This is a genomic window from Roseibium sp., assembly GCF_965233565.1.
Lineage (GTDB): Bacteria > Pseudomonadota > Alphaproteobacteria > Rhizobiales > Stappiaceae > Roseibium.
In genome coordinates, this window is record NZ_OZ247494.1 from 615,178 (window position 1) to 637,353 (window position 22,176).

24 protein-coding genes are annotated in these 22,176 nt (G+C 58.2%); 13 read left to right on the top strand and 11 right to left on the bottom strand.

Annotated features, from left to right (window positions below):
• Nucleotides 1–44 precede the first annotated feature (44 nt).
• A complete protein-coding gene (gene hisI, locus ACO6TG_RS02910) occupies nt 45–500 on the top strand; it encodes a phosphoribosyl-AMP cyclohydrolase (protein WP_422376780.1) in 456 nt (151 codons plus the stop codon).
• 460 nt (nt 501–960) lie between these two features.
• Entirely contained in the window at nt 961–2,157 is a 1,197-nt protein-coding gene (locus ACO6TG_RS02915) for a M10 family metallopeptidase (protein ID WP_422376781.1), read from the top strand.
• Nucleotides 2,158–2,344: 187 nt separating this feature from the next.
• Here ACO6TG_RS02915 and ACO6TG_RS02920 read toward each other — a convergent pair whose 3' ends face one another.
• Together ACO6TG_RS02920 and ACO6TG_RS02925 are read right to left on the bottom strand one after the other, a co-directional pair.
• Nucleotides 2,345–2,776 (bottom strand): CBS domain-containing protein, encoded by a 432-nt coding sequence (locus tag ACO6TG_RS02920; RefSeq protein ID WP_422376782.1) that lies wholly within the window; start codon nt 2,774–2,776, stop codon nt 2,345–2,347.
• Between the two features lie 135 nt (nt 2,777–2,911).
• A complete protein-coding gene (locus ACO6TG_RS02925) occupies nt 2,912–3,694 on the bottom strand; it encodes a rhomboid family intramembrane serine protease (protein ID WP_422376783.1) in 783 nt (260 codons plus the stop codon).
• A gap of 558 nt (nt 3,695–4,252) precedes the next feature.
• Between ACO6TG_RS02925 and ACO6TG_RS02930 the strand changes: the two genes are divergently transcribed.
• The 3 genes from ACO6TG_RS02930 (at nt 4,253) to ACO6TG_RS02940 (ending at nt 7,001) form a co-directional block, all read left to right on the top strand.
• On the top strand, nt 4,253–4,900 hold the full coding sequence (locus tag ACO6TG_RS02930; protein WP_094071156.1) for a PAS domain-containing protein: 648 nt from the start codon (nt 4,253–4,255) through the stop codon (nt 4,898–4,900).
• Between the two features lie 337 nt (nt 4,901–5,237).
• Nucleotides 5,238–5,873 carry a PilZ domain-containing protein gene (locus tag ACO6TG_RS02935; protein WP_422376784.1) on the top strand — a complete coding sequence of 212 codons (636 nt, stop codon included), beginning with the start codon at nt 5,238–5,240 and terminating at the stop codon, nt 5,871–5,873.
• Between the two features lie 513 nt (nt 5,874–6,386).
• A complete protein-coding gene (locus ACO6TG_RS02940) occupies nt 6,387–7,001 on the top strand; it encodes a transglutaminase-like cysteine peptidase (RefSeq protein WP_422376785.1) in 615 nt (204 codons plus the stop codon).
• A gap of 165 nt (nt 7,002–7,166) precedes the next feature.
• Here the strand turns inward: ACO6TG_RS02940 and ACO6TG_RS02945 are convergent, their stop codons facing one another.
• Together ACO6TG_RS02945 and ACO6TG_RS02950 are read right to left on the bottom strand one after the other, a co-directional pair.
• A complete protein-coding gene (locus tag ACO6TG_RS02945) occupies nt 7,167–7,694 on the bottom strand; it encodes a gamma carbonic anhydrase family protein (RefSeq protein ID WP_422376786.1) in 528 nt (175 codons plus the stop codon).
• A gap of 6 nt (nt 7,695–7,700) precedes the next feature.
• Complete coding sequence (locus tag ACO6TG_RS02950; RefSeq protein ID WP_422376787.1) at nt 7,701–8,027, bottom strand: DUF6949 family protein; 327 nt, start codon at nt 8,025–8,027, stop codon at nt 7,701–7,703.
• Between the two features lie 213 nt (nt 8,028–8,240).
• On the opposite strand from ACO6TG_RS02950, the gene ACO6TG_RS02955 reads away from it, so the two are divergent.
• Complete coding sequence (locus tag ACO6TG_RS02955; RefSeq protein WP_422376788.1) at nt 8,241–8,945, top strand: hypothetical protein; 705 nt, start codon at nt 8,241–8,243, stop codon at nt 8,943–8,945.
• Nucleotides 8,946–9,042: 97 nt separating this feature from the next.
• On the opposite strand, the gene ACO6TG_RS02960 is transcribed toward ACO6TG_RS02955, so the two are convergent.
• On the bottom strand, nt 9,043–9,258 hold the full coding sequence (locus ACO6TG_RS02960) for a DUF3126 family protein (protein WP_094071162.1): 216 nt from the start codon (nt 9,256–9,258) through the stop codon (nt 9,043–9,045).
• A gap of 86 nt (nt 9,259–9,344) precedes the next feature.
• The gene (gene cysE, locus ACO6TG_RS02965) at nt 9,345–10,178 is read right to left on the bottom strand and encodes a serine O-acetyltransferase (RefSeq protein ID WP_422376789.1); all 834 of its coding nucleotides are present in this window, start codon (nt 10,176–10,178) and stop codon (nt 9,345–9,347) included.
• Between the two features lie 165 nt (nt 10,179–10,343).
• On the opposite strand from cysE, the gene ACO6TG_RS02970 reads away from it, so the two are divergent.
• Nucleotides 10,344–11,156, top strand: a complete 813-nt coding sequence (locus ACO6TG_RS02970; RefSeq protein ID WP_422376790.1) for an enoyl-CoA hydratase — start codon at nt 10,344–10,346, stop codon at nt 11,154–11,156.
• Nucleotides 11,157–11,226: 70 nt separating this feature from the next.
• Here the strand turns inward: ACO6TG_RS02970 and ACO6TG_RS02975 are convergent, their stop codons facing one another.
• On the bottom strand, nt 11,227–12,111 hold the full coding sequence (locus tag ACO6TG_RS02975) for an alpha/beta fold hydrolase (RefSeq protein ID WP_422376791.1): 885 nt from the start codon (nt 12,109–12,111) through the stop codon (nt 11,227–11,229).
• A gap of 58 nt (nt 12,112–12,169) precedes the next feature.
• Nucleotides 12,170–12,925, bottom strand: coding sequence for an alpha/beta fold hydrolase (locus ACO6TG_RS02980; RefSeq protein WP_422376792.1), 756 nt, complete (start codon nt 12,923–12,925; stop codon nt 12,170–12,172).
• Between the two features lie 220 nt (nt 12,926–13,145).
• Between ACO6TG_RS02980 and ACO6TG_RS02985 the strand changes: the two genes are divergently transcribed.
• The 5 genes from ACO6TG_RS02985 (at nt 13,146) to ACO6TG_RS03005 (ending at nt 16,913) form a co-directional block, all read left to right on the top strand.
• Nucleotides 13,146–13,391: a zinc-finger domain-containing protein gene (locus ACO6TG_RS02985; protein WP_422376793.1), complete on the top strand. Its 246-nt coding sequence runs from the start codon at nt 13,146–13,148 to the stop codon at nt 13,389–13,391.
• 15 nt (nt 13,392–13,406) lie between these two features.
• Nucleotides 13,407–14,609, top strand: a complete 1,203-nt coding sequence (locus ACO6TG_RS02990) for an FAD-dependent monooxygenase (protein WP_422376794.1) — start codon at nt 13,407–13,409, stop codon at nt 14,607–14,609.
• Between the two features lie 74 nt (nt 14,610–14,683).
• Nucleotides 14,684–15,427, top strand: a complete 744-nt coding sequence (locus ACO6TG_RS02995; protein WP_422376795.1) for a competence/damage-inducible protein A — start codon at nt 14,684–14,686, stop codon at nt 15,425–15,427.
• A 27-nt stretch (nt 15,428–15,454) separates the two neighbouring features.
• Nucleotides 15,455–15,964 (top strand): xanthine phosphoribosyltransferase, encoded by a 510-nt coding sequence (gene gpt / locus ACO6TG_RS03000; protein ID WP_094071170.1) that lies wholly within the window; start codon nt 15,455–15,457, stop codon nt 15,962–15,964.
• A 274-nt stretch (nt 15,965–16,238) separates the two neighbouring features.
• Nucleotides 16,239–16,913, top strand: a complete 675-nt coding sequence (locus ACO6TG_RS03005; protein ID WP_422376796.1) for a L,D-transpeptidase — start codon at nt 16,239–16,241, stop codon at nt 16,911–16,913.
• A 16-nt stretch (nt 16,914–16,929) separates the two neighbouring features.
• Here the strand turns inward: ACO6TG_RS03005 and sfsA are convergent, their stop codons facing one another.
• The gene (gene sfsA, locus ACO6TG_RS03010; RefSeq protein ID WP_422376797.1) at nt 16,930–17,634 is read right to left on the bottom strand and encodes a DNA/RNA nuclease SfsA; all 705 of its coding nucleotides are present in this window, start codon (nt 17,632–17,634) and stop codon (nt 16,930–16,932) included.
• A gap of 43 nt (nt 17,635–17,677) precedes the next feature.
• Nucleotides 17,678–19,102: a TrkH family potassium uptake protein gene (locus ACO6TG_RS03015; RefSeq protein WP_422378831.1), complete on the bottom strand. Its 1,425-nt coding sequence runs from the start codon at nt 19,100–19,102 to the stop codon at nt 17,678–17,680.
• Nucleotides 19,103–19,451: 349 nt separating this feature from the next.
• On the opposite strand from ACO6TG_RS03015, the gene ACO6TG_RS03020 reads away from it, so the two are divergent.
• Complete coding sequence (locus ACO6TG_RS03020; protein WP_422376798.1) at nt 19,452–21,587, top strand: EAL domain-containing protein; 2,136 nt, start codon at nt 19,452–19,454, stop codon at nt 21,585–21,587.
• 38 nt (nt 21,588–21,625) lie between these two features.
• Here ACO6TG_RS03020 and ACO6TG_RS03025 read toward each other — a convergent pair whose 3' ends face one another.
• Entirely contained in the window at nt 21,626–22,093 is a 468-nt protein-coding gene (locus ACO6TG_RS03025) for a MarR family winged helix-turn-helix transcriptional regulator (protein WP_422376799.1), read from the bottom strand.
• Nucleotides 22,094–22,176 lie beyond the last annotated feature (83 nt).

Consider the following 22,176-nt stretch of genomic DNA (forward strand, 5'->3'; position numbering starts at 1 on the left):
CCTTCTTCCCTTGCCTGACTTCATTCTGGCAAGGGCTCCTGAAAATGTCCCAAATTGAACTCTCCGAACGCGGCGACAAGAAGACTGTCGAAGACGGCGAACTGCTGATGCCGAAATTTGACGGCGACGGTCTGATCGTCGCCGTTGTCACGGAAGTGTCCTCTGCAGAAGTGCTGATGGTCGGCTACATGAATGCCGAAGCCCTCAAGCGCACGATCGAAACCGGCGAGGCCTGGTACTGGAGCCGCTCGCGCAAGGGGTACTGGAAGAAGGGCGAAACCTCCGGCCAGATCCAGCAGGTTCATGAAATTCTGACTGACTGCGATCAGGACGCCCTTGTGCTCAAGGTGTCCGTGGCGGGCAATGGCGCCACGTGCCACGTCGGCTACCGATCCTGTTTTTTCAGAAAGGTCGTAAAGCCGGAAGACGGCGCAGTGCGTCTGGAGCGCGTCGAAGCGGAAAAGGTCTACGACCCGGCCGACGTCTACGGCAAGCCCTGATACAGCTCCCGCCCACCAATTCGGTAGAATTCGTCCCGGCGTGACAAAAGTTCCGTCAAAAGGGGCGAAAACTTCTCCTGAAAACCTCGCTCCAAATCTGTCCGGGATTGAGAGCTTCCGCGGATTGCATAACTGATGTGCCACGTGCAACCGGCCACAAATCCTGGCTGCGAGCGGCCTGGTCTCAGCCTGCATCCCTGAACTGTGAGGCGACGCCTCCCCCCTTTAAAAAAATGCCCAGCTCTACCTGCAGCCTCGGCCCAGACCGAGGTGTGGGCAATCTGTTATACAATTTTATATTGCTTTTTCTCATTATACAATTTTAGGTTGATTTTTGTTGATGAACGCTCGGTTCGGCAACCCCGAATTGCAGCACGGTCATCTCCAGGCTCGCAACGCCCCACCCGGACGGACCGGGAAAAAGGGCAAGGGCAACACTTTCAGAAAAGGGACCACACTCATGACGGACCAGAAATCCGCAAAGCCTGTCTCCGCGGCGGCAACAAAACCCAGCTTCACGAACGAACAGATCGCCCATCAGCTGACCGACAATTTCTGGATCAGGGAAGGAGAGCCCACTCGACACTTCGACATCCCGGTTGGCGGGACCATCACCGTCAATTATGCGGGACTGACGCAAAAGGGTCAGTTCTACGCCCACTACGCCCTGGAACTGTGGTCGGACGTGACCGGCATTCAATTCGTCACCACCCGCGGCCAGGCAGACATCATGTTCGATGACTGGGACAGCGGCGCCTACGCCTATTCAAACCTCAATTCGGACGGAAGCATCGACCAGTCCTTTGTGAATGTCTCGACATCCTGGATTTCCGGAGACGGTTACAATCTGAGCAACTACTCGTTTCAGACATACATTCACGAAATCGGCCACGCGCTCGGACTGGGACACGCCGGCAATTACAACGGCTCCGCCGACTACGGCATCGACAATGACTATGCCAATGACAGCTGGCAGGCGACGGTCATGTCCTATTTCAGCCAAACGGAAAACACCGCGATCGACGCCGATTTTGCCTATGTCGCCACGCCGCAGGTCGCCGATGTCATGGCAATTCGCGCACTCTATGGCAGCTCCGGTGACACGCGGACCTCTGACACCGTTTACGGTGACAACGGCACTGCTGGGTCAATCATGAACCACATCATCGGCAACAGCACGCCGACGACCTATACGATCGTGGATGACGGTGGCATCGACACCCTCAATTTCGCAGACACAGGTCAGGACCAGACCATTGATCTGCGGGAACAGGCCATATCGAGCGTCCGCGGTGTCGATGGCAATCTGATCATCGCCCAGGGGACCCGAATCGAAAACGCCATCTCAGGGTCGGGCAACGACCTGATCGTCGCCAATGATCTTCAAAATATTCTGACAGGGGGCGCAGGCAACGACAGGTTCGTCTTCCATGACGCGGCAAGTCCATCAGCGAACATTGACACAATCACGGACTTTGAAGACGGCAGCGATCTCATCTGTTTTGTCGATGACGATTTGGGGCCTGCACTCAGTTTCGGACTTCTGGACTTCTCCGCAGTCGGCTCGGATGTGAGCATTCAATTCAACGACGACCAGATACTCCTGGAAAATGTCAGCCTCGCGAGCCTGGACGTAAGCGACTTCCTGTTCGTTTAGCGCCGCCAGCAATTTTCCGGTCCCGTTGACGCCCCTTACCGGACCGGAAAGGCCGGCGTCCGTTCTCCCGGACGCCGGCCATTTGATTTCAAGGAGAAAATGCCCGATCACGCAGTCTGCAAAGCAACGCTTGTTTCACAAACGCAAGACAGCTTTTGACATGTAACCGGGCCGTCACCCGGCAAGGTCAGGCCATCGTGATGTAGCTGCGCATCTGCTCGGCTTCGAGCTCGACCTGTGCAATCTTGAACTTGACCACATCACCGATCGAAATCACGCCGGTGAGCTTGCCGTCCTTGACGACCGGCATATGGCGGAAGCGGCCCTGGGTCATTCGTGCCATGACTTCGTTGATGTTGTTCTCTTCCGTGCAGGTGACAACATTCTTGGTCATGATGCCGGACACCGCCAGCTGAAGCGCCGACGGTCCCTGTGTGCCAATGACACGCACGATGTCACGCTCGGAGACAATGCCCTCGATCTCGTTGTCGCCGTTGCAGACGACGACGGCACCAATCTTGTGTTTTGCCAGGGTTTCACAGATTTCGCTAAGCAGCGCGTTGCTTTGCGCGGTAATCGTTTCGTGGCCTTTCCCACTGAGGATTGCGGCTACGGTCATCCAAACACCTCCCATGGCATCTCTGTCCCGCTGAATGCGGAACAAACCCATCATGGCAAAAAAATCTGCTTGCGCAAACCGTTGTGGTGCAAGTCGGATTTGAACTGCTGAGGGACGGAACCCCGGGGGCTGCCGCTACCGTCGGCGCGGCACCGGATCGAACAGCGGAAACAGGGCAAGACCGGCCAGGAAACCGCCGATATGGGCCTGCCAGGCAACACTTGCCGGCGCCCCCGCCCCCGCGCTGCTCGTCAGGCCGATAATAAGATTGAGCCCAAACCAGATGCCGACAAACACCTGTACTTGTCGGTCGCGGAAGCATTTCTGAAGCGACTGTGCCGGCACAAAATAGGCTCGGGGATCGCTTGTTCTGAAGACCCCCAGAGGCCCGCCAAATTCGTAGACGAACCGGATGGCAAGTGCCATGTGTCCGGATACGGCCGCAGATGCGCCGATCATTGGCGAGGGACTGCCCCAGTTGGTCGCCAGATGGGCCAGAGCCCCGCCCACCGCGCACAGGGCCGACAACAGCAGAAACCTGCCTGTTCCGAACCGACGCGCAACGGCCGTCCCGAAGATCGCCATCCAGGCCAGATTGAACATGATATGCGTGACACCGCCGTGCAGCAGGCTGTAACTGACAAAACCCCAGATGCTGGACAGAAGCGCCAGCGGCGACAGATTGAAGAATGCTGCATATTTCTCTGGCCAGAAGGCGAACAGGGCCAGCACCCAACGATCGAGACTTTCGGGTAACAGCAGAGAGCGGACGGCGTGTATCACCACCATCACTCCCCCGAGCCAGAGAATCACATCCGGCAGATTGACCGCACGGGGAGACGGCGGACGCTGAGGTTCCTGCGCCTTCTTGGCTTTTTCGCGCCGGGCGCGCTCTTCGTCAAACCGGTATACGTTCATGAAACCTCAGCCTTGTTGCTCTTCTTTTCTAAGCAAGATCCGGGACAAAACAAGGGCGCCCCATCAGCCAATAGCGTCGATCACGCAGTATGGTGAATGCAAATAGGGCGCTGCCGGTGACAGGACGACGCTCAAAACAAAACGCCGGCTATCTTTCGACAGCCGGCGCCTTGCGATGCCCCCCTATAGTCGGTCGCGTCCCCACGCGCCCGGTATTCGGACATGTGTTCAATTTGGCCGGCGCTTGTTTTCGCGAGACCGGCTCTTGGTGGCCGTTCCTAACGCTCCGCAGCCTTGCCAGCAACAACAGGTTCCTCCCACCCGCCGTCTTCATGAACTAATTATTAAGCTGCCAGCACTTTGTCAGCATAACAAGCTTTACCAAGAATTAACCTTAACATTCCCCCGCAGCTCAAAGTGACGGTGACACAGAGACTTGGCACGCCCCCTGCTTAGTACCGGTCAAATACAAACAGGGAAAAACAAGCGTCCCGTTTTGAAACAGGTTCTGTCTTGAGACGAAACACCGGACGCAGATTGGCAACGAGGCGTAACCAGATGAAACACGGCGTAACGCAGACACTCTATAACTACTGGGACAACCTTCGCGGCGCACGTCCGGCTCCCAATCGCAGCGAAGTCGACCCCGGTGAAATCCGTGGTCTTCTGGGTGACACCTTCATCCTGGAGACCAACGGACCACAGGATGTCCGCTACCGCCTGGCAGGAACCCGCCTGTGCTCAGCACACTGCCGGGAGCTGAAAGGCCGAAACTTCCTGCGAGGCTGGAGCGTCAAGGATCGCGAAGCTCTGGAAAGTCTGATCGCCGCCATCACCGAAGATGCCGCTGCCGCCGTGATCGGCGTCAACGGGCACACGGAACGGGGCCAGATCCTGCAGATGGAGATGCTGCTGGTCCCACTGAATGTTCCAGGTGAAGGCCGCATCCGCATCCTTGGCAGCTGCACGCCCATGGAAAAACCTTACTGGATCGGCCTGCATCCCATTTTGAACCAGACCGTCAGCAGCCTGCGTCTGGTCTGGCCGGATGAACGGCCGTATTTCGTCGACGCGCCGGCAACGACCATCAACCCCATTCTGCCGCGTTTCACCGCAGAAGGACTGACCATGCCGACCCCGCCCCTGCCGAAAGGGGCTGAACGGAAAGTGGGACACCTGACGGTCTATTCCGGCGGCAAGTCCTGACGCGCTGCCTGCCAATCCCTCTTCCAGTCCCGGATCGAGATTCGTTTTGATCCGGGGCTGGTTTGCTCTGCGTCACCTTTCCACAATTCGATGGCGCCTGAACCATCGGCCCCGACCTGCACCATCCCTAGTATTTTTGCCAGTCTGAAGGCAAAACATCCGCACTTATTGAGCCACACGTCATTTTTGTCTGCTCCGAGCCTAGACCTTGACGCCGTAACGGCTACACTCTTACACATCGTTAACCCCAGCTGCCTAAAGTGATCGAGAGACGTCTTTTGAATCGCATCTCAGCCGGGGGAAGTGCGATTTGCGCACGGTTTTGGATAGAACAGGCATGAGCGCCGGATTGGCAACAGCACCAGAAGGAAGCAAATCGCTTCAAGTCACTGATCGCCGGCGACACCAACGGGTTCAGGTGAATATTCTGGGCCGGTTCATGCTTGAGGACCGGCGCGAATACCCTTGTCAGGTGATCGACATGTCACCGGGTGGCATGGCCATGATCACGCCAGTAACCGGCAAGGTTGGCGAACGCGTCATTGCCTATCTTGATCATCTGAGCCGTGTGGAAGGCCGCATATCACGGCTGATAGACGGCGGCTTTGCCGTCGAACTGCGTAACACCGTCCGCAAGCGCGACAAGATCGCCAATGTCCTGACCTGGCTTGCCAACCGTGACGAGCTTAATCTTCCGGAAGACCGGCGCCACGACCGTTTCGTCCCGAAAAACCCGATGACCAAGATGATTCTGCCCGACGGTTCGGAACATGTCTGCCGGATCTTCGACGTGTCCTTGTCAGGGGCGGCAATCGCCACCGATATTGTTCCGGAGATGGGCGACAGGATCACACTCGGCAAAATGACGGCACGCGTGATCCGCCGCATCGAGGGTGGCATTGCAGTTGAGTTTGCTGCGGTTCAGAGCCGGGAACTTCTGGAACTGCACATTTCCGCGCCGGAAGACGACTGATCTATCCTGAAAACTGAAACTTAAAGTGCCGTTCTTGGCGTGACTCTTCTTTTGGGTCACGGGACCATCGCGTCACGCCCGGTTTCCCGTCTGCACATGGTCCGGAATACGGGACTCATCTGGTTTTGAGCCCGAGTGACCGGCAGCAACCCTGTTAATTTTTGCAGGGACACACCAAGCAGGGCTGCGCTTTTTTCAAGAAAAACAACTTTTTTCAACGCGACTTCGCCGCACAAATACACCCAACGTCGTCGTTCCGAGGCGCTCCCCTGACCGCCGGTATCGCTCACCCGAGATGAGGCGCACTCCTCTTTTTGTTTTATGTTCAAGAACTTGTCGGAGAAATAGACAATTTTAGATAAGTCTGAGTCAATGTTTATTCAAACAATACTCAAATTAACATAAAATAATATTAGAATTAAACTCAAATATTCATCTAGTTTTACTTTGAAGATTTTCTTGAAGTAAAAGTCATTCCGGCATCGTTACGTCAGCCTTGGGGAGGGCGTTACGATGAATCTACTTAAATCAACTTTGCTTGCATCAACTCTGGTTTTCACTGCCATTGGATCGGGGACCTCGGCTCATGCCGATCCGGGCCGCTTCATGGACATGCACAAATCGGTGAAGGCACCGGTTGGACACGTCCAGTTCTGCAGAGACAACGGCTGGGCCTGTCCGAATGAACGGTATGAGCCGGTGGTCGTCCGTCTGGACGAAGCCAGGTGGAACGAACTCATTGCCATCAACGCGGAAGTAAACCGCCGCATCCACCCGATGACCGACGCGGATCTGTTCGGCAAGGAAGAACACTGGTCCTACCCGGTCAATGGATATGGCGACTGCGAAGAATATGTCCTTGAAAAGCAACGGGTCCTGATCAAAGCCGGGTGGCCCAAAAGCGCCCTCTTGATCACTGTTGCCAAGGACACCCAGAATTCCGGGCATGCGGTCCTGACGGTGCGTACGGATCACGGCGACATGATCCTCGACAACCAGATCGAGGCCGTTCTGCCCTGGTACTCAACCCCTTACCGCTACATCAAACGTCAGTCCGCGAGCTCACCTGCGAAGTGGACCGGCATTTCAGATACGCGTGTGACCACGGTCAGCAGCGTGTCAAACTGACAATTCGGGATTGGCCGGCACCCCCGGCCAAAAGGACGATCCGGTCGCGTCCCCACCCTCCCCATCCCTACCACGACCGGATCCAGGGAACCGGCCCGCCCCCCGCAGGCCGGTTCCCGTTTTTTTCAGATCATGGATATGAGGGAGCTGACCCTGCGATGCCGGTCAGACGGCCTTGAGACCGGCCTTGAACCTGCGCCAGTTACGCACATAACCGTCGGCCGAATTGGCAATGCTCATGGCGATCTCGTCCGGCAAGGTTTTTACCACTTTGCCAGGAACGCCGACCACCAGCGAATTGTCTGGAATTTCCTTGCCTTCCGCGATCAGCGCATTGGCGCCGATGATGCAATTGGAGCCGATGACGGCTCCATTGAGCACCGTTGCGCCCATCCCGATCAGGCTGTTGTCCTTGATGGCGCACCCGTGAAGGATGGCCTTGTGGCCGATGGTGCAGTTGTCACCGATGGTCAGCGGATAGCCCATATCCGTATGGAACACACAGCCATCCTGCACATTGGAACGCGCGCCGACGGAGATCGTTTCATTGTCCCCCCGCAACACGGCGCCGAACCAGACGCTGGCCGCCTCTTTTAGAACCACGTCGCCAATCAGCGTCGCGTTTGGGGCAACCCAATAGTCTCCGGTATCCGGGAAAGCGGGGGTTCGGCCATCAAGAGCGTAGATCGGCATGACGGATCAGCCGTAGCCGACTATGACAAGAGCCACATTCATCACCATCACGCCGGAGCACATGCTCCACATGCCCGCGATCGTGGAAGAGGCAACCAGCCAGCCGAGCGGCCGCTTTTCAATCCGGCGACCCCGAATGGCATTGCGCATGATGATGAAAGGACCGGCAAAGACGCAGAGGAAGATGCCTGCAAGAAACGCCAGCAAACCCTCGCCAGCGAGGCTGAACTTGGGCGGCTCGTGGGTCACCAGCTGGTAGAGGCTGCCCAGAACGCCGGCGGCGACAAAGCCCGCACAGGCAATGTATCCAACGATTAGAAGATTGAACAGCACGCCCGTTAACCCCTTGTTAACTCTTTCCCTTGGAAAGTGATTAAGAATTCCTAAAGGGTCAAGAGCAAAGACTGTGCCGGAAAGGCAAATGGGCGAAAATCCAGACATTCTGCCGGTTTCCGCGGATACCACGACTTCTCCACTCGGGACATCTGTGCCGATATTGGACATGCCGTGCCAAAAGGGGGCGGTCCTGAATGGGACGGCGGAACAATGATCCCCGTCACGCTGCCGGAACCCAGCAAATTCCAACCGCGCTTTTTCAATTTGCTGTTTTTGGCACTCTTCATTCTCGGCACTGCGCATTTGGCACAGAAGACGCTGAAATTTACTGGAACCTGGGCTCCCTCTTCCCCTGCTCAGATGGCGGAACCGGTCACGGTTTCGATCGGCCCGGCGCATTTTCGCCTGACCGGAGATCTGGTTGCGCCCGGCCACCAACGGTCGCTGTCACGGTCTGAGGTAACCCGCCTGAGCGCACTGCGACTAATTCTGCAGTGGCCAGGCCTCACGGCTGAAGAGGGGCAACTTGACAGGACGGACCAGGGACTCATCGTGATCGACCTGGACAGCAATCCGGGACGGGAGAGCTTGAGGGCACGTCTCGAACCCTTTTTCAGGCGCCTTGCCAGAGGCGGAGAACTGACAGGCCCGGCCGGATTGAAAATCCTCAATCTGTCGTCCCGGGGTGCCCCGGTGACCGATCTTGTTGCTTTTGATCCTGCAAGGCAGGACGGGTTCATTGCAAGGTGCCGGCTCGAAGCACCAACCCAATCCGCCCGGTGTCATCGCGCGCTCAGGCTCGAGGCCGGTCTGGAACTCAGGTACCGGTTCGATCAGTCCCTGTTGCCGGACTGGCGCCGGCTGGACCGAGACATCCTCAAGCGAGTTTCGGACTTGCGCATCGCGATAAATTGACTTCGCCGAACGAGTTTCCCACCTGCAAGTCAATAGTGAAAAAAAGGCGGCCTCCTGGGAGACCGCCTAACACATCCAATTGATCAAACCGCGCCGTTCAGACGTCTTCCAGGTCGATTTCCAGGATCGCCATCTGGAAATTCCAGCTCAGATCCTCATCTTCGTCATCCCGGAATATCACGCCGATAAACTCTTCGCCGATATAGACTTCGGCAGAGTCATCCTTGCGCGGGCGAGCGCGGACCTGAAGGCTCTGCAACTCGAATTTCGAACGCAGATACGCTTCGATCTTGCGGATTTCATCAGGCTTCACGGCGATCTCCTGTTGTAGCCATTGTGACTGGGGCTTTGACTGGCCGGGACCCTACAGGACCGCGCCGCTTTGCCAAAGCCTTTCCGTCAGCTATCCCCGTCTTCCTCGCCAAGAAGCTGGTTCATGCTTCGTGCGGGTTCCGGACACCCTGCTTCCCCGACGATTTTCGCCGGAACACCTGCCACGGTCGTGTTCGCCGGCACATCCTTCAGCACGACAGAGCCGGAGGCAATCCGCGAGCAATGGCCGATTTCCAGGTTGCCGAGCACCTTGGCGCCCGCACCGAGCAGCACGCCGTGGCGGATCTTGGGATGACGATCGCCACCGACCTTACCCGTACCACCGAGCGTAACGCCCTGCAGAATGGAGACTTCATCCTCGATCACCGCGGTGCCACCGACAACAATGCCGGTGCCGTGGTCGATGAAGATACCCCGACCGACCGGAACGGCCGGATGGATGTCGATCTGGAACACTTCAGACGCGCGGCTCTGCAGGTAAAGCGCAAAATCCTTACGCCCCTTGCGCCAGAGCCAGTTTGCCAGACGGTGCGTCTGCAAACCGTGGAAGCCCTTGAAATAGAGAACCGGTTCCAGATACCGGAAGCAGGCCGGATCGCGGTCGAACACCGCCACGATATCAACCCGGAAGATCTTGGCGAGCTCCGGTTCGTCGGCCAAGGCCTCAAGATAGGTCTGGCGGATCAGCGATGCGGAAACGACGTCCCGTCCAAGACGGTCGCCCAGGCGGTGCAGAACAGCCTCTTCCAGGCTGTCATGATTGAGCACCGTCTCATAGACAAAGGACGACAGGGCGGGCTCATCCGCCACCATTGCCTGCGCTTCTTCCCGCAATTGCCGCCAGACCGGATCATGGGTCGGAACTTGTTTCAAGTCGGACTTGCTGATCGGTGCCGACATGGCCTGTCTCCTTTTCAAGCCGTCACAACAGTCTAAACATAGGACTGTCGTCTGATTTTCCAAAATCAAACATGCTGATATCAGATATGAAACCCTTAAATGAACCCGCAAGATTCAAGAATTCCTATCTGTTGCATTTATGATTTCCCAAATCGAGGCTCATACATGACCCTGCTCTCGTCTGATGGTCCATCACCGGACAACCCGCGGCTGACAGTGCGGGGCACCGTAGCGGAACTGATGCTCAATGCGCCTTCGAAGAAAAATGCGCTTCCCCTGGCCGCCTGGCAGGCGCTACCCACCAGACTTGTAGCGCTGCGAGAAGATAAAGACGTCCGTGTTTGTGTGGTGCGCGGCGCGGGTGGCAAGAGCTTCTGCGCAGGTGCCGACATCTCCGAATTCGAAGCCATCCGCTCCACACCCGAAGCAGCAAAACGGTATGACGACATCAATGTCGCAGCCTTCAAGGCCCTGAAAAGCCTGCCGGTGCCCGTCATTGCCGCCATTGAGGGCCCCTGCCTTGGCGGCGGGCTCGGGCTAGCGCTCGCCTGCGATCTCAGGGTCGCCGCACAATCGGCCTTTTTCGCCATACCAGCGGCCAGACTGGGGCTTGCCTATCCGCCGGAAGCACTTGGCGATCTGCTTGAAGCCGTATCACCGTCTGAAGCGAAGAAACTGCTTTTTACGGCTGATAGGCTTTCGGCGCATCAAGCGCTCGCCATCGGCCTGATCAACGAAGTCGTGCCGGATGACAAGCTGGACGAGCGGATCGACACCCTGACGGCCACGCTGTGCGCCAACGCTCCGCTGTCGCTGAAAGCTGCGAAGCAGGCGATCAACCAGTTGGCGGCAACAGGGACTGACGGCAAGTTTGCCGAGCTCCGCCGTGACGCGGAGCGCTGTATCGACAGTGAGGATTACAGGGAAGGCTGCCGGGCCTTCCTGGAGAAGAGACAGCCCCGTTTCAATGGGCTCTAGTGTCTGCAGCCGATTGGATTCACTTTGTCAGGGTATGCCCGCATCCCTTTGAAAAGAATCGCCTTTGACCTCATGCGGGCTCGGCATCAGCCTTCAACGCAATCAGGAAATCTTCCACAGCTCCGGCAAACACGTCGTTCTTGTCACCAGCCACCATATGACCGGCATCGTGGATGTCGGTGAACCTGGCATGTGGCACCAGCGCCTGGAACTCCTTCACGTGGTCCATGGACACAAGTTCGGAGTTCCGGCCACGAATGAGCAGGACAGGAAGTTTCAGATTGCCGGCCGCAACAATCATTTCATCTTGGGCAGCCGCTGCCTGATCCGGATTGCTGTGACGGTCCGTCTTCAGGAAAGCCGGGTCCCAGTGCCAGCGATACCGGCCATCTTCATGAAGACGCAGGTTCTTGGACAGACCCGACAGATCCTTCGGCCGGGCCCGGTTGGGCAGATAACGGGCGATGGCGTCGGCGGCCTCTTCCACCGTGTCAAACCCGACATCCACCCGATCGCCCATGAAGCCCAGGATCTTGCTGACGCCGTCCATGTCGATCCGCGGGGTGATGTCGACCAGCACCAGAGCCGCAAGTCCACCCGGATTTTCGCGGCCTTCCGCCAGCATGCCGGCAAAGCCACCCAGCGACGCGCCGACCACCACCGGCTTCTGGCGATGTAGAGCGCCAACCTGGCGGGTGACGGCCACAAGGTCGCGGGCAAAATCGTCAAATGCATAATTGCCGGACGACACCCAGCCGCTTTGTCCGTGTCCCCGCTGGTCCAGCGAATAGACCGGATGGCCAAGATCGGCGATGCGTCTTGAGGCTGCATCCCAGGAGTGACGCGTCTGACCGCCGCCATGCAGCATGATGACCGGCTGCTCTCCCGCACCATAGCGGTCTGCGATCAGACTGTTTTTCTCCGCTCCCTGGAATTCAACGCGTTTCGGACCCATAAAACCTCCCACAGATCAATGGCTTTGGCAGGTGCTCCTCCGGCACCAGGACCAGCTTCTAAGCGTCTACGTTGTTCAAGAAGGCCAGCACTCCCTGCTTGTGAACCTTGTCGCCAACGGCGACCATATGGTCACGTCCCGGGATTTCCAGAACATCCGAATGCGGGATCAAGGCCGCCAGTTTTTGCGGAGATCCGGCCACGTCGTCTTTGGTTCCGACGGCAACCAGCACCGGCCGCTCGATCCGGGCGACATCCTCTTCGCTGATCTTCTGGCGCGACGACCGCATACAGGCCGCCAGCGCGCGTCGGTCCGACCCCGTCTGCTCGGCAAAGGCACGGAAGGCCCGCCCGGTCCGGTCACTGATGTCCTGCAGTCGTTCGGTCTCAAGGGCGGTCGCAATCGGCTCCGGGTCCCCGATCCCGGTGATCATGCCGTAGCCCAGCCCGGAAAAGACTGCCCGGCGCACCCGGCCTGGATGGTTCAACGTCAGAAACGCTGAAATCCGGGCTCCCATGGAGTAGCCCATCACATCCGCCTGTTCGATCTTGAGGTGATCCAGCAACCGGCGGGCATCTTCCGCCATCACGGGGGCCCCATAGGCGGCAGGATCATAGAATTTCTGACTGTCCCCATGACCGCGATTGTCAATCGCAATGACCCGGCGACCGTCCTTCACCAGGAGGTCAACCCAGCCCGGATACTGCCAGTTTACCTGTTTGTTGGATGCAAAGCCGTGGATCAGAAGGATCGGGTCACCTTCGCCCTCGTCCAAATAGGCGATCCTGACTCCGTCATACTCAAACTGCGGCATGTATAAGCTAACCCTTACGTAAACGGAAAATGCAATTGTTCCCTACCCTAGGCGGTTTACCTCCACTTGGCAAAGCCCAAATCAAAAAGCATCGCCCCCTCGCCTGTGAACCGCGGCACTTAGCCCCTACACAGACCGGGAAGGAGTGGATATGGTCCGGTAGATTTGGTATCGGGGTCCAGATTTGAGTATTGACCCTTGAGAATAGAGGAACGTGACAATGGCGGATCAGGTCATCCCGCACTTTCAGAATTCAAGCGGACATGACTCCGTAGCCATCGGTGCACGAGAATTCATGTGCATCGGTGCGAAACCGCCATTTGACCACCCTCACATCTTTCTGGACATGGGAAGCGAGAACGAAGTGGTCTGCCCCTATTGCTCCACGCTTTACAAGTTCGATGCAACTTTGCAGGCAACCGAGTCCTCGCCTGCTGATTGCAGCTGGGCGCCGGTCGCCGCTTAAGCTATAAGCGATGACATGAGCACGAATGGTGAGGCTGACCACCCGATCGTCATTGCTGGCGCTGGCATAGGCGGCCTTGCGGCCGCTCTCGCGCTGCAGGCGCGCGGTCATTCCATCATCGTGATGGACAAGGCCAAAGCGCTCAGGGAAGTCGGTGCAGGTCTTCAACTATCTCCGAATGCCTGTTCGGTTCTCGACCAGCTCGGTATCCTGGAAGACCTCGCACCTCACGCTTATGCCCCGGACAATTTACGCATCTGGTCAGGGGCGTCGGGACGCCAACTGGCAACAGTGCGCCTTGGAAGTTTCCTGAAAGAACGTCACGGCCACCCGTTCTGGCAGATCCACCGTGCCGACCTTCAACAGGTGTTGCTCAGAAAAGCAAAGTCGGTGACGGGCATTGAGCTCAGACTTGGCTGTGAGATCGTGGACCTGACGGCCTCCCCCTATGACCACTTGTCGTGCATCTTCCAGGACGATCAGGTCACAGGTCATCAGAACTGCAAGGCCCTGATCGGCGCGGATGGTGTCTGGTCAAAGGTTCGACAGCTCGTACCGGGGCATGAGAATGCTCACTTCAGCGGGCAAGTCGCCTATCGCACGACCTTGCCTGTCGACGCTGTTCCCAAACGCTGGCTCGGCGATGCGGGCCTGTGGCTCAATGAAGAGTCGCATCTTGTCCACTATCCGGTCAAAGGCGGCAGGGAACTCAACATTGTCGCGCTGACTTCAGAGCCCTGGCAGGATGAAACCTGGTCCGCACCGGCGGACAAGGAAGCCCTGTTGCACCAGTTCGCCAACTGGCCGACGGATGTCCGCAATCTTTTGAGGTCCTCGGATCACTGGCTCAAATGGGCCCTGTGCAGCGTCAAGGCCACCGCCCCCTGGTCGCACGGTCACATCGCACTCCTCGGCGACGCCGCTCATGCGATGCTGCCATACATGGCGCAGGGTGCTGCAATGGCCATTGAAGATGCTGCGGTTCTTGCCAGTCACCTGCCTGCTGACACGAACAATATCCCGGCCGCCTTGAGAGCCTTTGAGCGCGAACGGAAATCACGCGTGGCACATGTGCAGGACATTTCCTTCGGCAACGCCCGTACGTTCCACTATTCCGGCGCCATGGCCTTTGCGCGCGACATGGTGTTGCGCCTGTCCAAACCCACGTCCCTGGCAAGCCGGTATGACGATATTTATGGCTGGACGCTGGACCAGTAGGCAGCGCTTTTGCTTGAGCCGTACGGTAAGCTGGGCTAAAGCCAATCCCCAATCAGATGTCAGGGAGTTTGAAGATGACCGGTCAGAACGCAGATAACGTTGTAACCGCAGCGTTTCTGGTCATCGGCGACGAGATCCTGTCAGGCCGTACCAAGGACAAGAACATTGGTTTTCTGGCCGACTACCTGACTTCCCTTGGCATCGACCTCAAGGAAGTCAGGATCGTGCCGGACGAAAAGCCCGAGATTGTCGGCGCGGTGAACAGCCTCCGGCAGAAATACGATTACGTGTTCACCTCCGGCGGCATCGGTCCGACCCACGACGACATCACCGCCGAGAGCATTGCGGACGCCTTCGACGTGCCGCTGAATCTTGACCCGCGTGCCGTCGCCATTCTTGAAAAGCACTATCTGCCGGGCCAGTTCACCCCGGCGCGCCAGCGCATGGCACGCATCCCGGAAGGCGCTGACCTGATCGAGAACAAGGTCTCCAAGGCCCCCGGGTTCAGGATCGGCAACGTCCATGTGATGGCGGGTGTGCCGTCCATCATGCAGGCCATGATGGACGCGCTGGCTCCGACACTTTCAACCGGCACCAAGATGCTGTCGGAAACCGTTGCGGCAGATATGCCGGAGAGCCGGATCGCCGAACGCCTGGCCGCAATCCAGGATGCGCATCCCGAAACGCTGATCGGGTCCTACCCGCGGGCCAGCGACGGAAAATTCACCACCCAGATCGTCATACGCTCGCGCAATGAGGCCGTATTGCAGGCGGCTGTAGGCGATGTCGCCGCCGCCGTTGCCGAGCTCACCGGATAATTTGCCGGATAATTTGAAGGAAGAGATATGGAAAACCCCGCCCAAAACAAAGCTTTCCCGGTATCCTGGGACATGTTCCACAGGGACTCGCGGGCCCTCGCCTGGCGACTGTCGAGCGAAGGTGAGTGGAAAGCCATCGTCTGCATCACCCGCGGCGGCCTGGTGCCGGCCGGCATCGTCGCCCGTGAGCTGGGTATCCGAACGATCGAGACCGTTTGTATTGCCTCCTATCATGATTATGACAACCAGGGCTCGCTTCAGGTCATCAAGCCGATCGACCCGAAAGTCGTTGATCTGGAAGGCGGCGAAGGCAGCGGTGTTCTGGTGATCGACGATCTCGTCGACACCGGCAAGACGCTCAAGGTGGTTCGGGAAATGCTGCCCAAGGCCCATTACGCCACCGTCTATGCAAAGCCGGTTGGCGTGCCCATGGTGGATACCTTTATCACCGAAGTCTCCCAGGACACCTGGATCTATTTCCCATGGGACATGGGCTGGCAGTTCCAGCCGCCGCTTTCCAAGGACACGGCCGGCTGATCCCGCCGAACGGGAAAAACCGGCTGCGATCCAAGATGCGGATGTCACCTTGAGGTGACGCAAGCGCTGCGCTTCCGCAGAAAATATCCTGAACAAGCATCCATCGACCGGTCGGACACATGTTTGACCGGCCGATTTGCATCTGCGACACCGAATCGCTGCAAACTGACACGAAACAAGCCAAGGTCAATCGGGTGACACAGGCATACAGTCGCCTATCCTGTGCCTGGACTTCCGCGTGACACTGTGTGTCAGCACGTGAATGGAAATGGGAATGCTGAACCGACGCCAGTTTCTTGCTTCTGCCACAGCGGCATTTGCAGCAGGCTGCCAGAACCAGGCGCAGCTGCCGCCCCGGCCCGCGCGTCCGGGCACCCCTGGCGCCGATGGCGTAAAAGTCTCTTCGGATTTTGCACAGATGTACCGGGCCATGCCCGGGGAGCGTTTCCCGCTTCCGGCGATCGACCTGAGCAAGATTGATCCGGTCTACTACCGCCAGCTGGTGGATTATGCCGCGCCTGAACCTGCCGGGACCATCATCGTCGACACGCCGAACCGGTTCCTTTACCTGACCATGGCGGGCGGCAAGGCGATGCGCTATGGCGTCGGCATCGGCCGCGCCGGATTCGCCTGGGGTGGCCGTGCCAAGATCCAGCACAAGAGGGCCTGGCCGACCTGGACGCCGCCGGCAGAGATGATCGCGCGCCAGCCCGACCTTGAAAAATACCGGGAAGGCATGCCGCCCGGCCTCGACAATCCGCTTGGAGCACGCGCGCTCTACATTTTTGAAGGCAATCGCGACACGCTTTACCGTCTTCATGGCACTGCAGATACTTGGTCGATCGGGAAAGCCGTTTCGTCCGGCTGCGTGCGCCTGCTGCAGCAGGATGTGATCGATCTATATAATCGCGTCCCGAACGGCACCCCGATCGTGGTCCGTCAGGCCTGAACTCTCAGAAGAACACTCAGGCAATCTCGAGCGTCACCGGCCTGATCGCGTCGATCCCGTCAAGCCGGACATCGCAACCGATCGCATAGACCTCCACGCCTGCAGCTCGGGCGGCTGCAAAAGCCGCCGCATAGGTCGGATCGATGTCGCTTGCAAGGCTCAGGCGATCGCAATCGGGCCGCTGGACCAGGAAGACCATGGCAGCGCGATGTCCCTCGGCAACCATGTCCGCCAGCTCGCCCAGATGCTTGGCCCCTCTCGCCGTCACGCTGTCCGGAAACTCCGCAAGCCCCGGCCGGCGCATGAGGTGTACATTCTTGACCTCGACATAGGTCTTTGCCCCGGTATCGCTTTCCAGCAGAATATCGATGCGGGAATTCTTGCCGTATTTGACTTCCCGGCGCAGGGAGGCATAGCCGGACAGTCCGTCGATCCGGCCCGCCTCCAGGGCTTCTTCCACCAGCTTGTTGGGATGCGCGGTGTTGATGCCGACCAGCGCGCCGTCCGCCTCGATCACCTCCCAGGAGTATTTGAGCTTCCGCTTGGGATTGTCCGAAAGCGACAACCAGACCCGGGACCCCGGTTCCTTCAGCCCCAGCATGGAGCCCGGGTTGGCGCAGTGGGCCGTTACTGCACTGCCGTCCTCAAGGACAACATCGGCAAGGAATCGCTTGTAACGTTTCTCGAGCCGGCCGCCGACCAGTGGCGCGGTGAACTTCATGCTGGGCAATCCTCATGCAGGAAGGTGGAAAGACGCTTCAGGCCTATTTGGACCAGAAATCCGGGTCAAGCAGCACCAGAACAGTGAACAGTTCAAGTCGGCCCAGCAGCATGGCAAAGGACAACAACCACTTTGCACCGTCCGGAAGCGGAGCGAAATGACCAGCCGGTCCGATCATGGGCCCGAGCCCGGGCCCGACATTTCCGACGGACGTCGCTGCGGCGGAGACGGCCGTGACCAGGTCGAGATCAAAAAACGACAGCGCAACCGTAATGATGCCGACGGACCCCAGATAGACCACCAGGAACGCCAGGACCGAAAACGACAGTTCCGGTGTCAGCCGCGTGCCGCCATATTCTTCCGACATGATCCGGTGTGGCCGCACCATGCGCCGCAGATGCGCCCTGACCGTGCCGAAGAAGACAAGAAAGCGGAAGATCTTGATACCACCCGTCGTCGATCCGGTGCAGCCACCGACGAACATCAGCAGCAAGGTGATGCCGACAACCGGCGCGCCCCATTGCGAAAAATCGCCGAGCGCATAGCCCGTCCCGGTGACCACCGACACCACGTTGAAAGTGGCACGCAGCAGCGCCTCATCGAAGGGAAATTGCATGTTGATGCCGAGATAGACCGTCAGCGTCAGCGAGACGAGCGCCAGAAAGCCGAGCAGCGCCCGAACCTGGGGGTCGCGCCACAGCAACAGCGGATGGCCGCGCAAGGCCTGCACGATCAATACGAAGGGCAAGGCGCCAACCACCATGAAAAACACCGCCACCCAGCCGGACGCCGGGTTGGTGAAATACCCGAAGGACAGGTCATGGGTGGAAAATCCACCCGTCGCAATCGTGGTCAGCGCATGGTTGAACGCGTCAAACAGCTCCATCCCCGTCGCCAGATAGGAGGCAATGCAGGAGACCGTCAGAAAAAGATAGGCCAGGCCGATCAGGCGGATAAGCTCCACGGAGCGGCTGACGATCTTTTCCGACCGGTCAGAACTTTCACTCTGAAACAGCTGCATTCCGCCGATCCTGAGGAACGGCAAGAGCACGATCGCCATAACGACGATCCCGATACCGCCCATCCACTGCATCAGGGACCGCCAGACCAGAAGACCTGGCGGCAGACCATCAAGGCCCGTCAGAACGGTTGACCCTGTGGTGGTAAAGCCGGACACGGCCTCAAAAACGGCATCGGCATACCCAACGCCCAGCCACAAGAACGGCAAGGCTCCGAAGGCCGGCAGGGTCGTCCAGGCAAGTGTCGTCAGAATGAAGGTCTGCCGTGTGTCCAGCCCTTCACGCAGAGCACCACCCACGGCAATGGACAAGAGCATGCCCACCATGCCCGTCAGCAGCGCCGAAAACACAAAGGCCTGCCAGTCCGCGTTTTTCTGTGCAACGTCGACAATCGCCGGAATCAGCATGGCGGTGGCAAGCCCGACATACAGGAAGCCAAGGACGTTCAATACGGGTCGCAAAGAAATCAAGCGGCACTCATCCCAAAAACCGATGCGGACGGTTTGCGATCAATGGCCCGCTTCAGACCCCGTCCTACCCGTTTTCGGTCGATTTTCCAATGGGGCGCGCGCGCCTTCCCCGACAGAACACAGGCAGAGAGAAGAGACCTGCACAAAAAACCACAAGCTGACCCAGAGTAAGATTGATTTTATTACCGCGCGTTCAGAATTTCGTAGCGATTGGAATTTACTTTTACGTGTCTACCTAAAAACAACGATCTATACGTGAAAATGACAAGGAATTGGTGAGATAAAAAGATTGGGTCTACATACGCTTGTATTCCGGATCAGCTCCATTTTGGTCATATTGGTCCTCTGCAGCATCGGCCTTGTCTCCGGCCTGAGCTATTTTGAGCTCTCCAGAACGACCAAGGAAAACGCCTCAATCCGGATCGACCGCGCCGCGCGGAGCGCCGCCGCGATTCTTTGTTTCGGCACAGACTTTGTTTTCCACCCCGAGTTCGACAGCAACAACAACCCGGTGTCGCTGAGGATTGCAGCCGACGCCACTCCGTTCCTGCTTCAACCGAGCGATCAGCTGAATCAATTGGTCACGGCGATCGGCCGAACCAATCAGGGGGCAGCCAATCTGTTCAAATGGTCCGAGGAAACGGCCACCTTCGACCGGTTCGCAACCACCTTCAAGGCTCCTGACGGTGGCCCGGCGCCCGCTTTTTCGCTTGGCAAGGGCCATCCGGCTTATGCCAGCCTGGAAGCAGGCCATCCCTATATCGGCAATGTGCCCGTGCAGGGCCGCCTCCGGCTTGCCTATCTGACGCCCATCCTGACGGCGGCCGGAAAGGTGGCCGGAGCAGTCGCGGTCGATGTCGGTTGGGTCGATGATCTCACCCATGCGGAGAACCGGTTGAAGACGCGGATCCTGTCGGCGGCGATTGTCATCCTGACGGCGGTTATTCTGATTGGCGGTCTCCTTTTGCGGTTCGAGCTATTGCCCCTGCGCCAGCTTGCCGGTGTCGCCAACGACCTGGCAGGTGGCACCAAGACCAAGAACATTCCGCATACGGAACGCCGCGACGAAATTGGCGACCTTGCACACGGCCTGGAGAAAGTCACGGATCTGCAGGACAAGCTTCACAAGCTTGCCTATACCGACCCTGTCACGACAGCCGGCAATCGCGCTCAGTATTTTTCGGATCTTCGCAAGGCCCTGCTGCGCGCAAAACAGAACAAGGCCTCAGCCTCCCTGATCCATCTCGATTTCAACGGCTTTGCCAAGGTCAACGACACATTCGGCCAGCAGGTCGGCAACCGGATCCTGCTTCAGGCCTATGCCCGCCTGGCCAACATATTTGGCCCCAGGGCCCAGATCGCCCGGATTTCGGCCGATGATTTCTGCATCCTGTTGCCCTTTGACAGCCGTGGAGCCATCGCCGAGGACTACGCCGTCAAGGCGATCGAACTGCTCTCCTCCCCCTTTCACCTGGAAGAAGGGGAAATTCGGGTAGAGCCGAGCATCGGAATTGCGCTCCTTCCAAGGGATGCCGAGGATGTTGAAACGGCCCACCGCGTCGCCGGCCTCGCGCTTCGGGCGGCCAAAAAGAAGGAAGGTCCGCGTTACGAGTTTTTCGCGCCGCCACTCAACGAACGCATCCAGAGGGAAATGCTGACGGAAACGCTGTTGCGTGCCGCATTGAAAACAGACCAGCTGCTTTTGCATTACCAACCGCAAATCCGGCCTGCGGACGGACAGTTGGTCGGCGTGGAAGCACTGATCCGCTGGCCAAGCGAAAAGCGCGGCTTTATCCCACCGGGAGAATTCATCCCGATTGCCGAAAAAACCGGCCTTGTGCTGGAACTGGGTCAGTATGTGCTGGAAGCGGCCTGCAAACAGGCAGCGGCCTGGCGCCAGGAAGGCTTTGAATTCCGCCAGGTGTCGGTCAACGTTTCACCCCTTCAGTTCCGTCAGCCAAGCTTCGCCGATACGGTCCGCAATGTACTCGACACTTACGAGCTGCCACCGCATGTTCTGTGCCTGGAAGTCACCGAGAATGTCTTTTTCGATACCAGCGAGCTGACGGTTCTCGACATCCTGTCTGAGCTGCAGCAGATCGGTGTTCAGCTGTCCCTCGACGATTTCGGTTCCGGCTATTCCTCCCTGATTTATCTTCACAGGCTCCCCTTCCAGGAACTGAAGATCGACCGGGCGTTCCTCACAAAAGCCGACGAGAATTCTCAGAAGCGACAGTTGTTTGAAGCCATTGTCGGCCTCAGCCGCAGCCTCGGCCTCCGGGTGATCGCCGAAGGCGCGGAAACTGCCGGAGAATATGCCCTGACCGCCACACTCGGCTGCGACGGCCTGCAGGGCTTTTACTGCTCGCCGGCCGTTCCAGCCGAAGAAATCCAGGATCGCGTCTCGGCCTTTCAGAAAGCCCTTGCAGGTGATGGCGGGATCTCTCAAAGAAAGCGGGCCTGAGCGACGGATCTCAATTCTTTCCGCGGATCCACGGACCGTCAGTCAGGCAGCTTGCCCGTTACCAGAATAGCGGCGGCATCCAGCTTGTGCGCATTCATCATTTCGGCAATCTGCTCAATGGAGGAAACCAGCTGCGCACGATCGTCCGGATCGAGGGCATCGAACTTTTTTTCGAATTCTTCATGCAGCAGGCCCGGCAGGTCACCCGCAATCGTTTCCCCGTCAGAGGTCAGCCTCGCATGCACGATTCGCCTGTCGGAGACCGACCTGTAGCGTTCGATAAGACCTTTTTCCTCCAGCTTGTCGAGAATTGTCACCACGGTCGCGGAGCTCAGGTCGGAATTTTCGGACAGGGCTTTCGTTGTGACTTCACCAAGGTCACGAACGCCTTGCAAAACAACAATTTGCGGGATCGTCAGACCTGTCTGCCTGGACACTTCCCGAGAGCGCAAGTCAATGGCCCGAACGATTTTCCGGATGGCCTTGACCACTTGCGATGACTCCATCGCCTGCATCGTTACACCTCTACTCATTTGAACTCTAACGATCAGAGTTCTATATAGTCTCCGTCTTCTCAAGGAACGGAGTT

Bases quoted from the DNA above. Each gene is read 5' to 3' on its own strand.
- hisI (WP_422376780.1), top strand. From the start codon at position 45: ATGTCCCAAATTGAACTCTCCGAACGCGGCGACAAGAAGACTGTCGAA.
- ACO6TG_RS02915 (WP_422376781.1), top strand. From the start codon at position 961: ATGACGGACCAGAAATCCGCAAAGCCTGTCTCCGCGGCGGCAACAAAA.
- ACO6TG_RS02920 (WP_422376782.1), bottom strand. From the start codon at position 2,776: ATGACCGTAGCCGCAATCCTCAGTGGGAAAGGCCACGAAACGATTACC.
- ACO6TG_RS02925 (WP_422376783.1), bottom strand. From the start codon at position 3,694: ATGAACGTATACCGGTTTGACGAAGAGCGCGCCCGGCGCGAAAAAGCC.
- ACO6TG_RS02930 (WP_094071156.1), top strand. From the start codon at position 4,253: ATGAAACACGGCGTAACGCAGACACTCTATAACTACTGGGACAACCTT.
- ACO6TG_RS02935 (WP_422376784.1), top strand. From the start codon at position 5,238: ATGAGCGCCGGATTGGCAACAGCACCAGAAGGAAGCAAATCGCTTCAA.
- ACO6TG_RS02940 (WP_422376785.1), top strand. From the start codon at position 6,387: ATGAATCTACTTAAATCAACTTTGCTTGCATCAACTCTGGTTTTCACT.
- ACO6TG_RS02945 (WP_422376786.1), bottom strand. From the start codon at position 7,694: ATGCCGATCTACGCTCTTGATGGCCGAACCCCCGCTTTCCCGGATACC.
- ACO6TG_RS02955 (WP_422376788.1), top strand. From the start codon at position 8,241: ATGATCCCCGTCACGCTGCCGGAACCCAGCAAATTCCAACCGCGCTTT.
- cysE (WP_422376789.1), bottom strand. From the start codon at position 10,178: ATGTCGGCACCGATCAGCAAGTCCGACTTGAAACAAGTTCCGACCCAT.
- ACO6TG_RS02970 (WP_422376790.1), top strand. From the start codon at position 10,344: ATGACCCTGCTCTCGTCTGATGGTCCATCACCGGACAACCCGCGGCTG.
- ACO6TG_RS02975 (WP_422376791.1), bottom strand. From the start codon at position 12,111: ATGGGTCCGAAACGCGTTGAATTCCAGGGAGCGGAGAAAAACAGTCTG.
- ACO6TG_RS02980 (WP_422376792.1), bottom strand. From the start codon at position 12,925: ATGCCGCAGTTTGAGTATGACGGAGTCAGGATCGCCTATTTGGACGAG.
- ACO6TG_RS02985 (WP_422376793.1), top strand. From the start codon at position 13,146: ATGGCGGATCAGGTCATCCCGCACTTTCAGAATTCAAGCGGACATGAC.
- ACO6TG_RS02990 (WP_422376794.1), top strand. From the start codon at position 13,407: ATGAGCACGAATGGTGAGGCTGACCACCCGATCGTCATTGCTGGCGCT.
- ACO6TG_RS02995 (WP_422376795.1), top strand. From the start codon at position 14,684: ATGACCGGTCAGAACGCAGATAACGTTGTAACCGCAGCGTTTCTGGTC.
- gpt (WP_094071170.1), top strand. From the start codon at position 15,455: ATGGAAAACCCCGCCCAAAACAAAGCTTTCCCGGTATCCTGGGACATG.
- ACO6TG_RS03005 (WP_422376796.1), top strand. From the start codon at position 16,239: ATGCTGAACCGACGCCAGTTTCTTGCTTCTGCCACAGCGGCATTTGCA.
- sfsA (WP_422376797.1), bottom strand. From the start codon at position 17,634: ATGAAGTTCACCGCGCCACTGGTCGGCGGCCGGCTCGAGAAACGTTAC.
- ACO6TG_RS03025 (WP_422376799.1), bottom strand. From the start codon at position 22,093: ATGGAGTCATCGCAAGTGGTCAAGGCCATCCGGAAAATCGTTCGGGCC.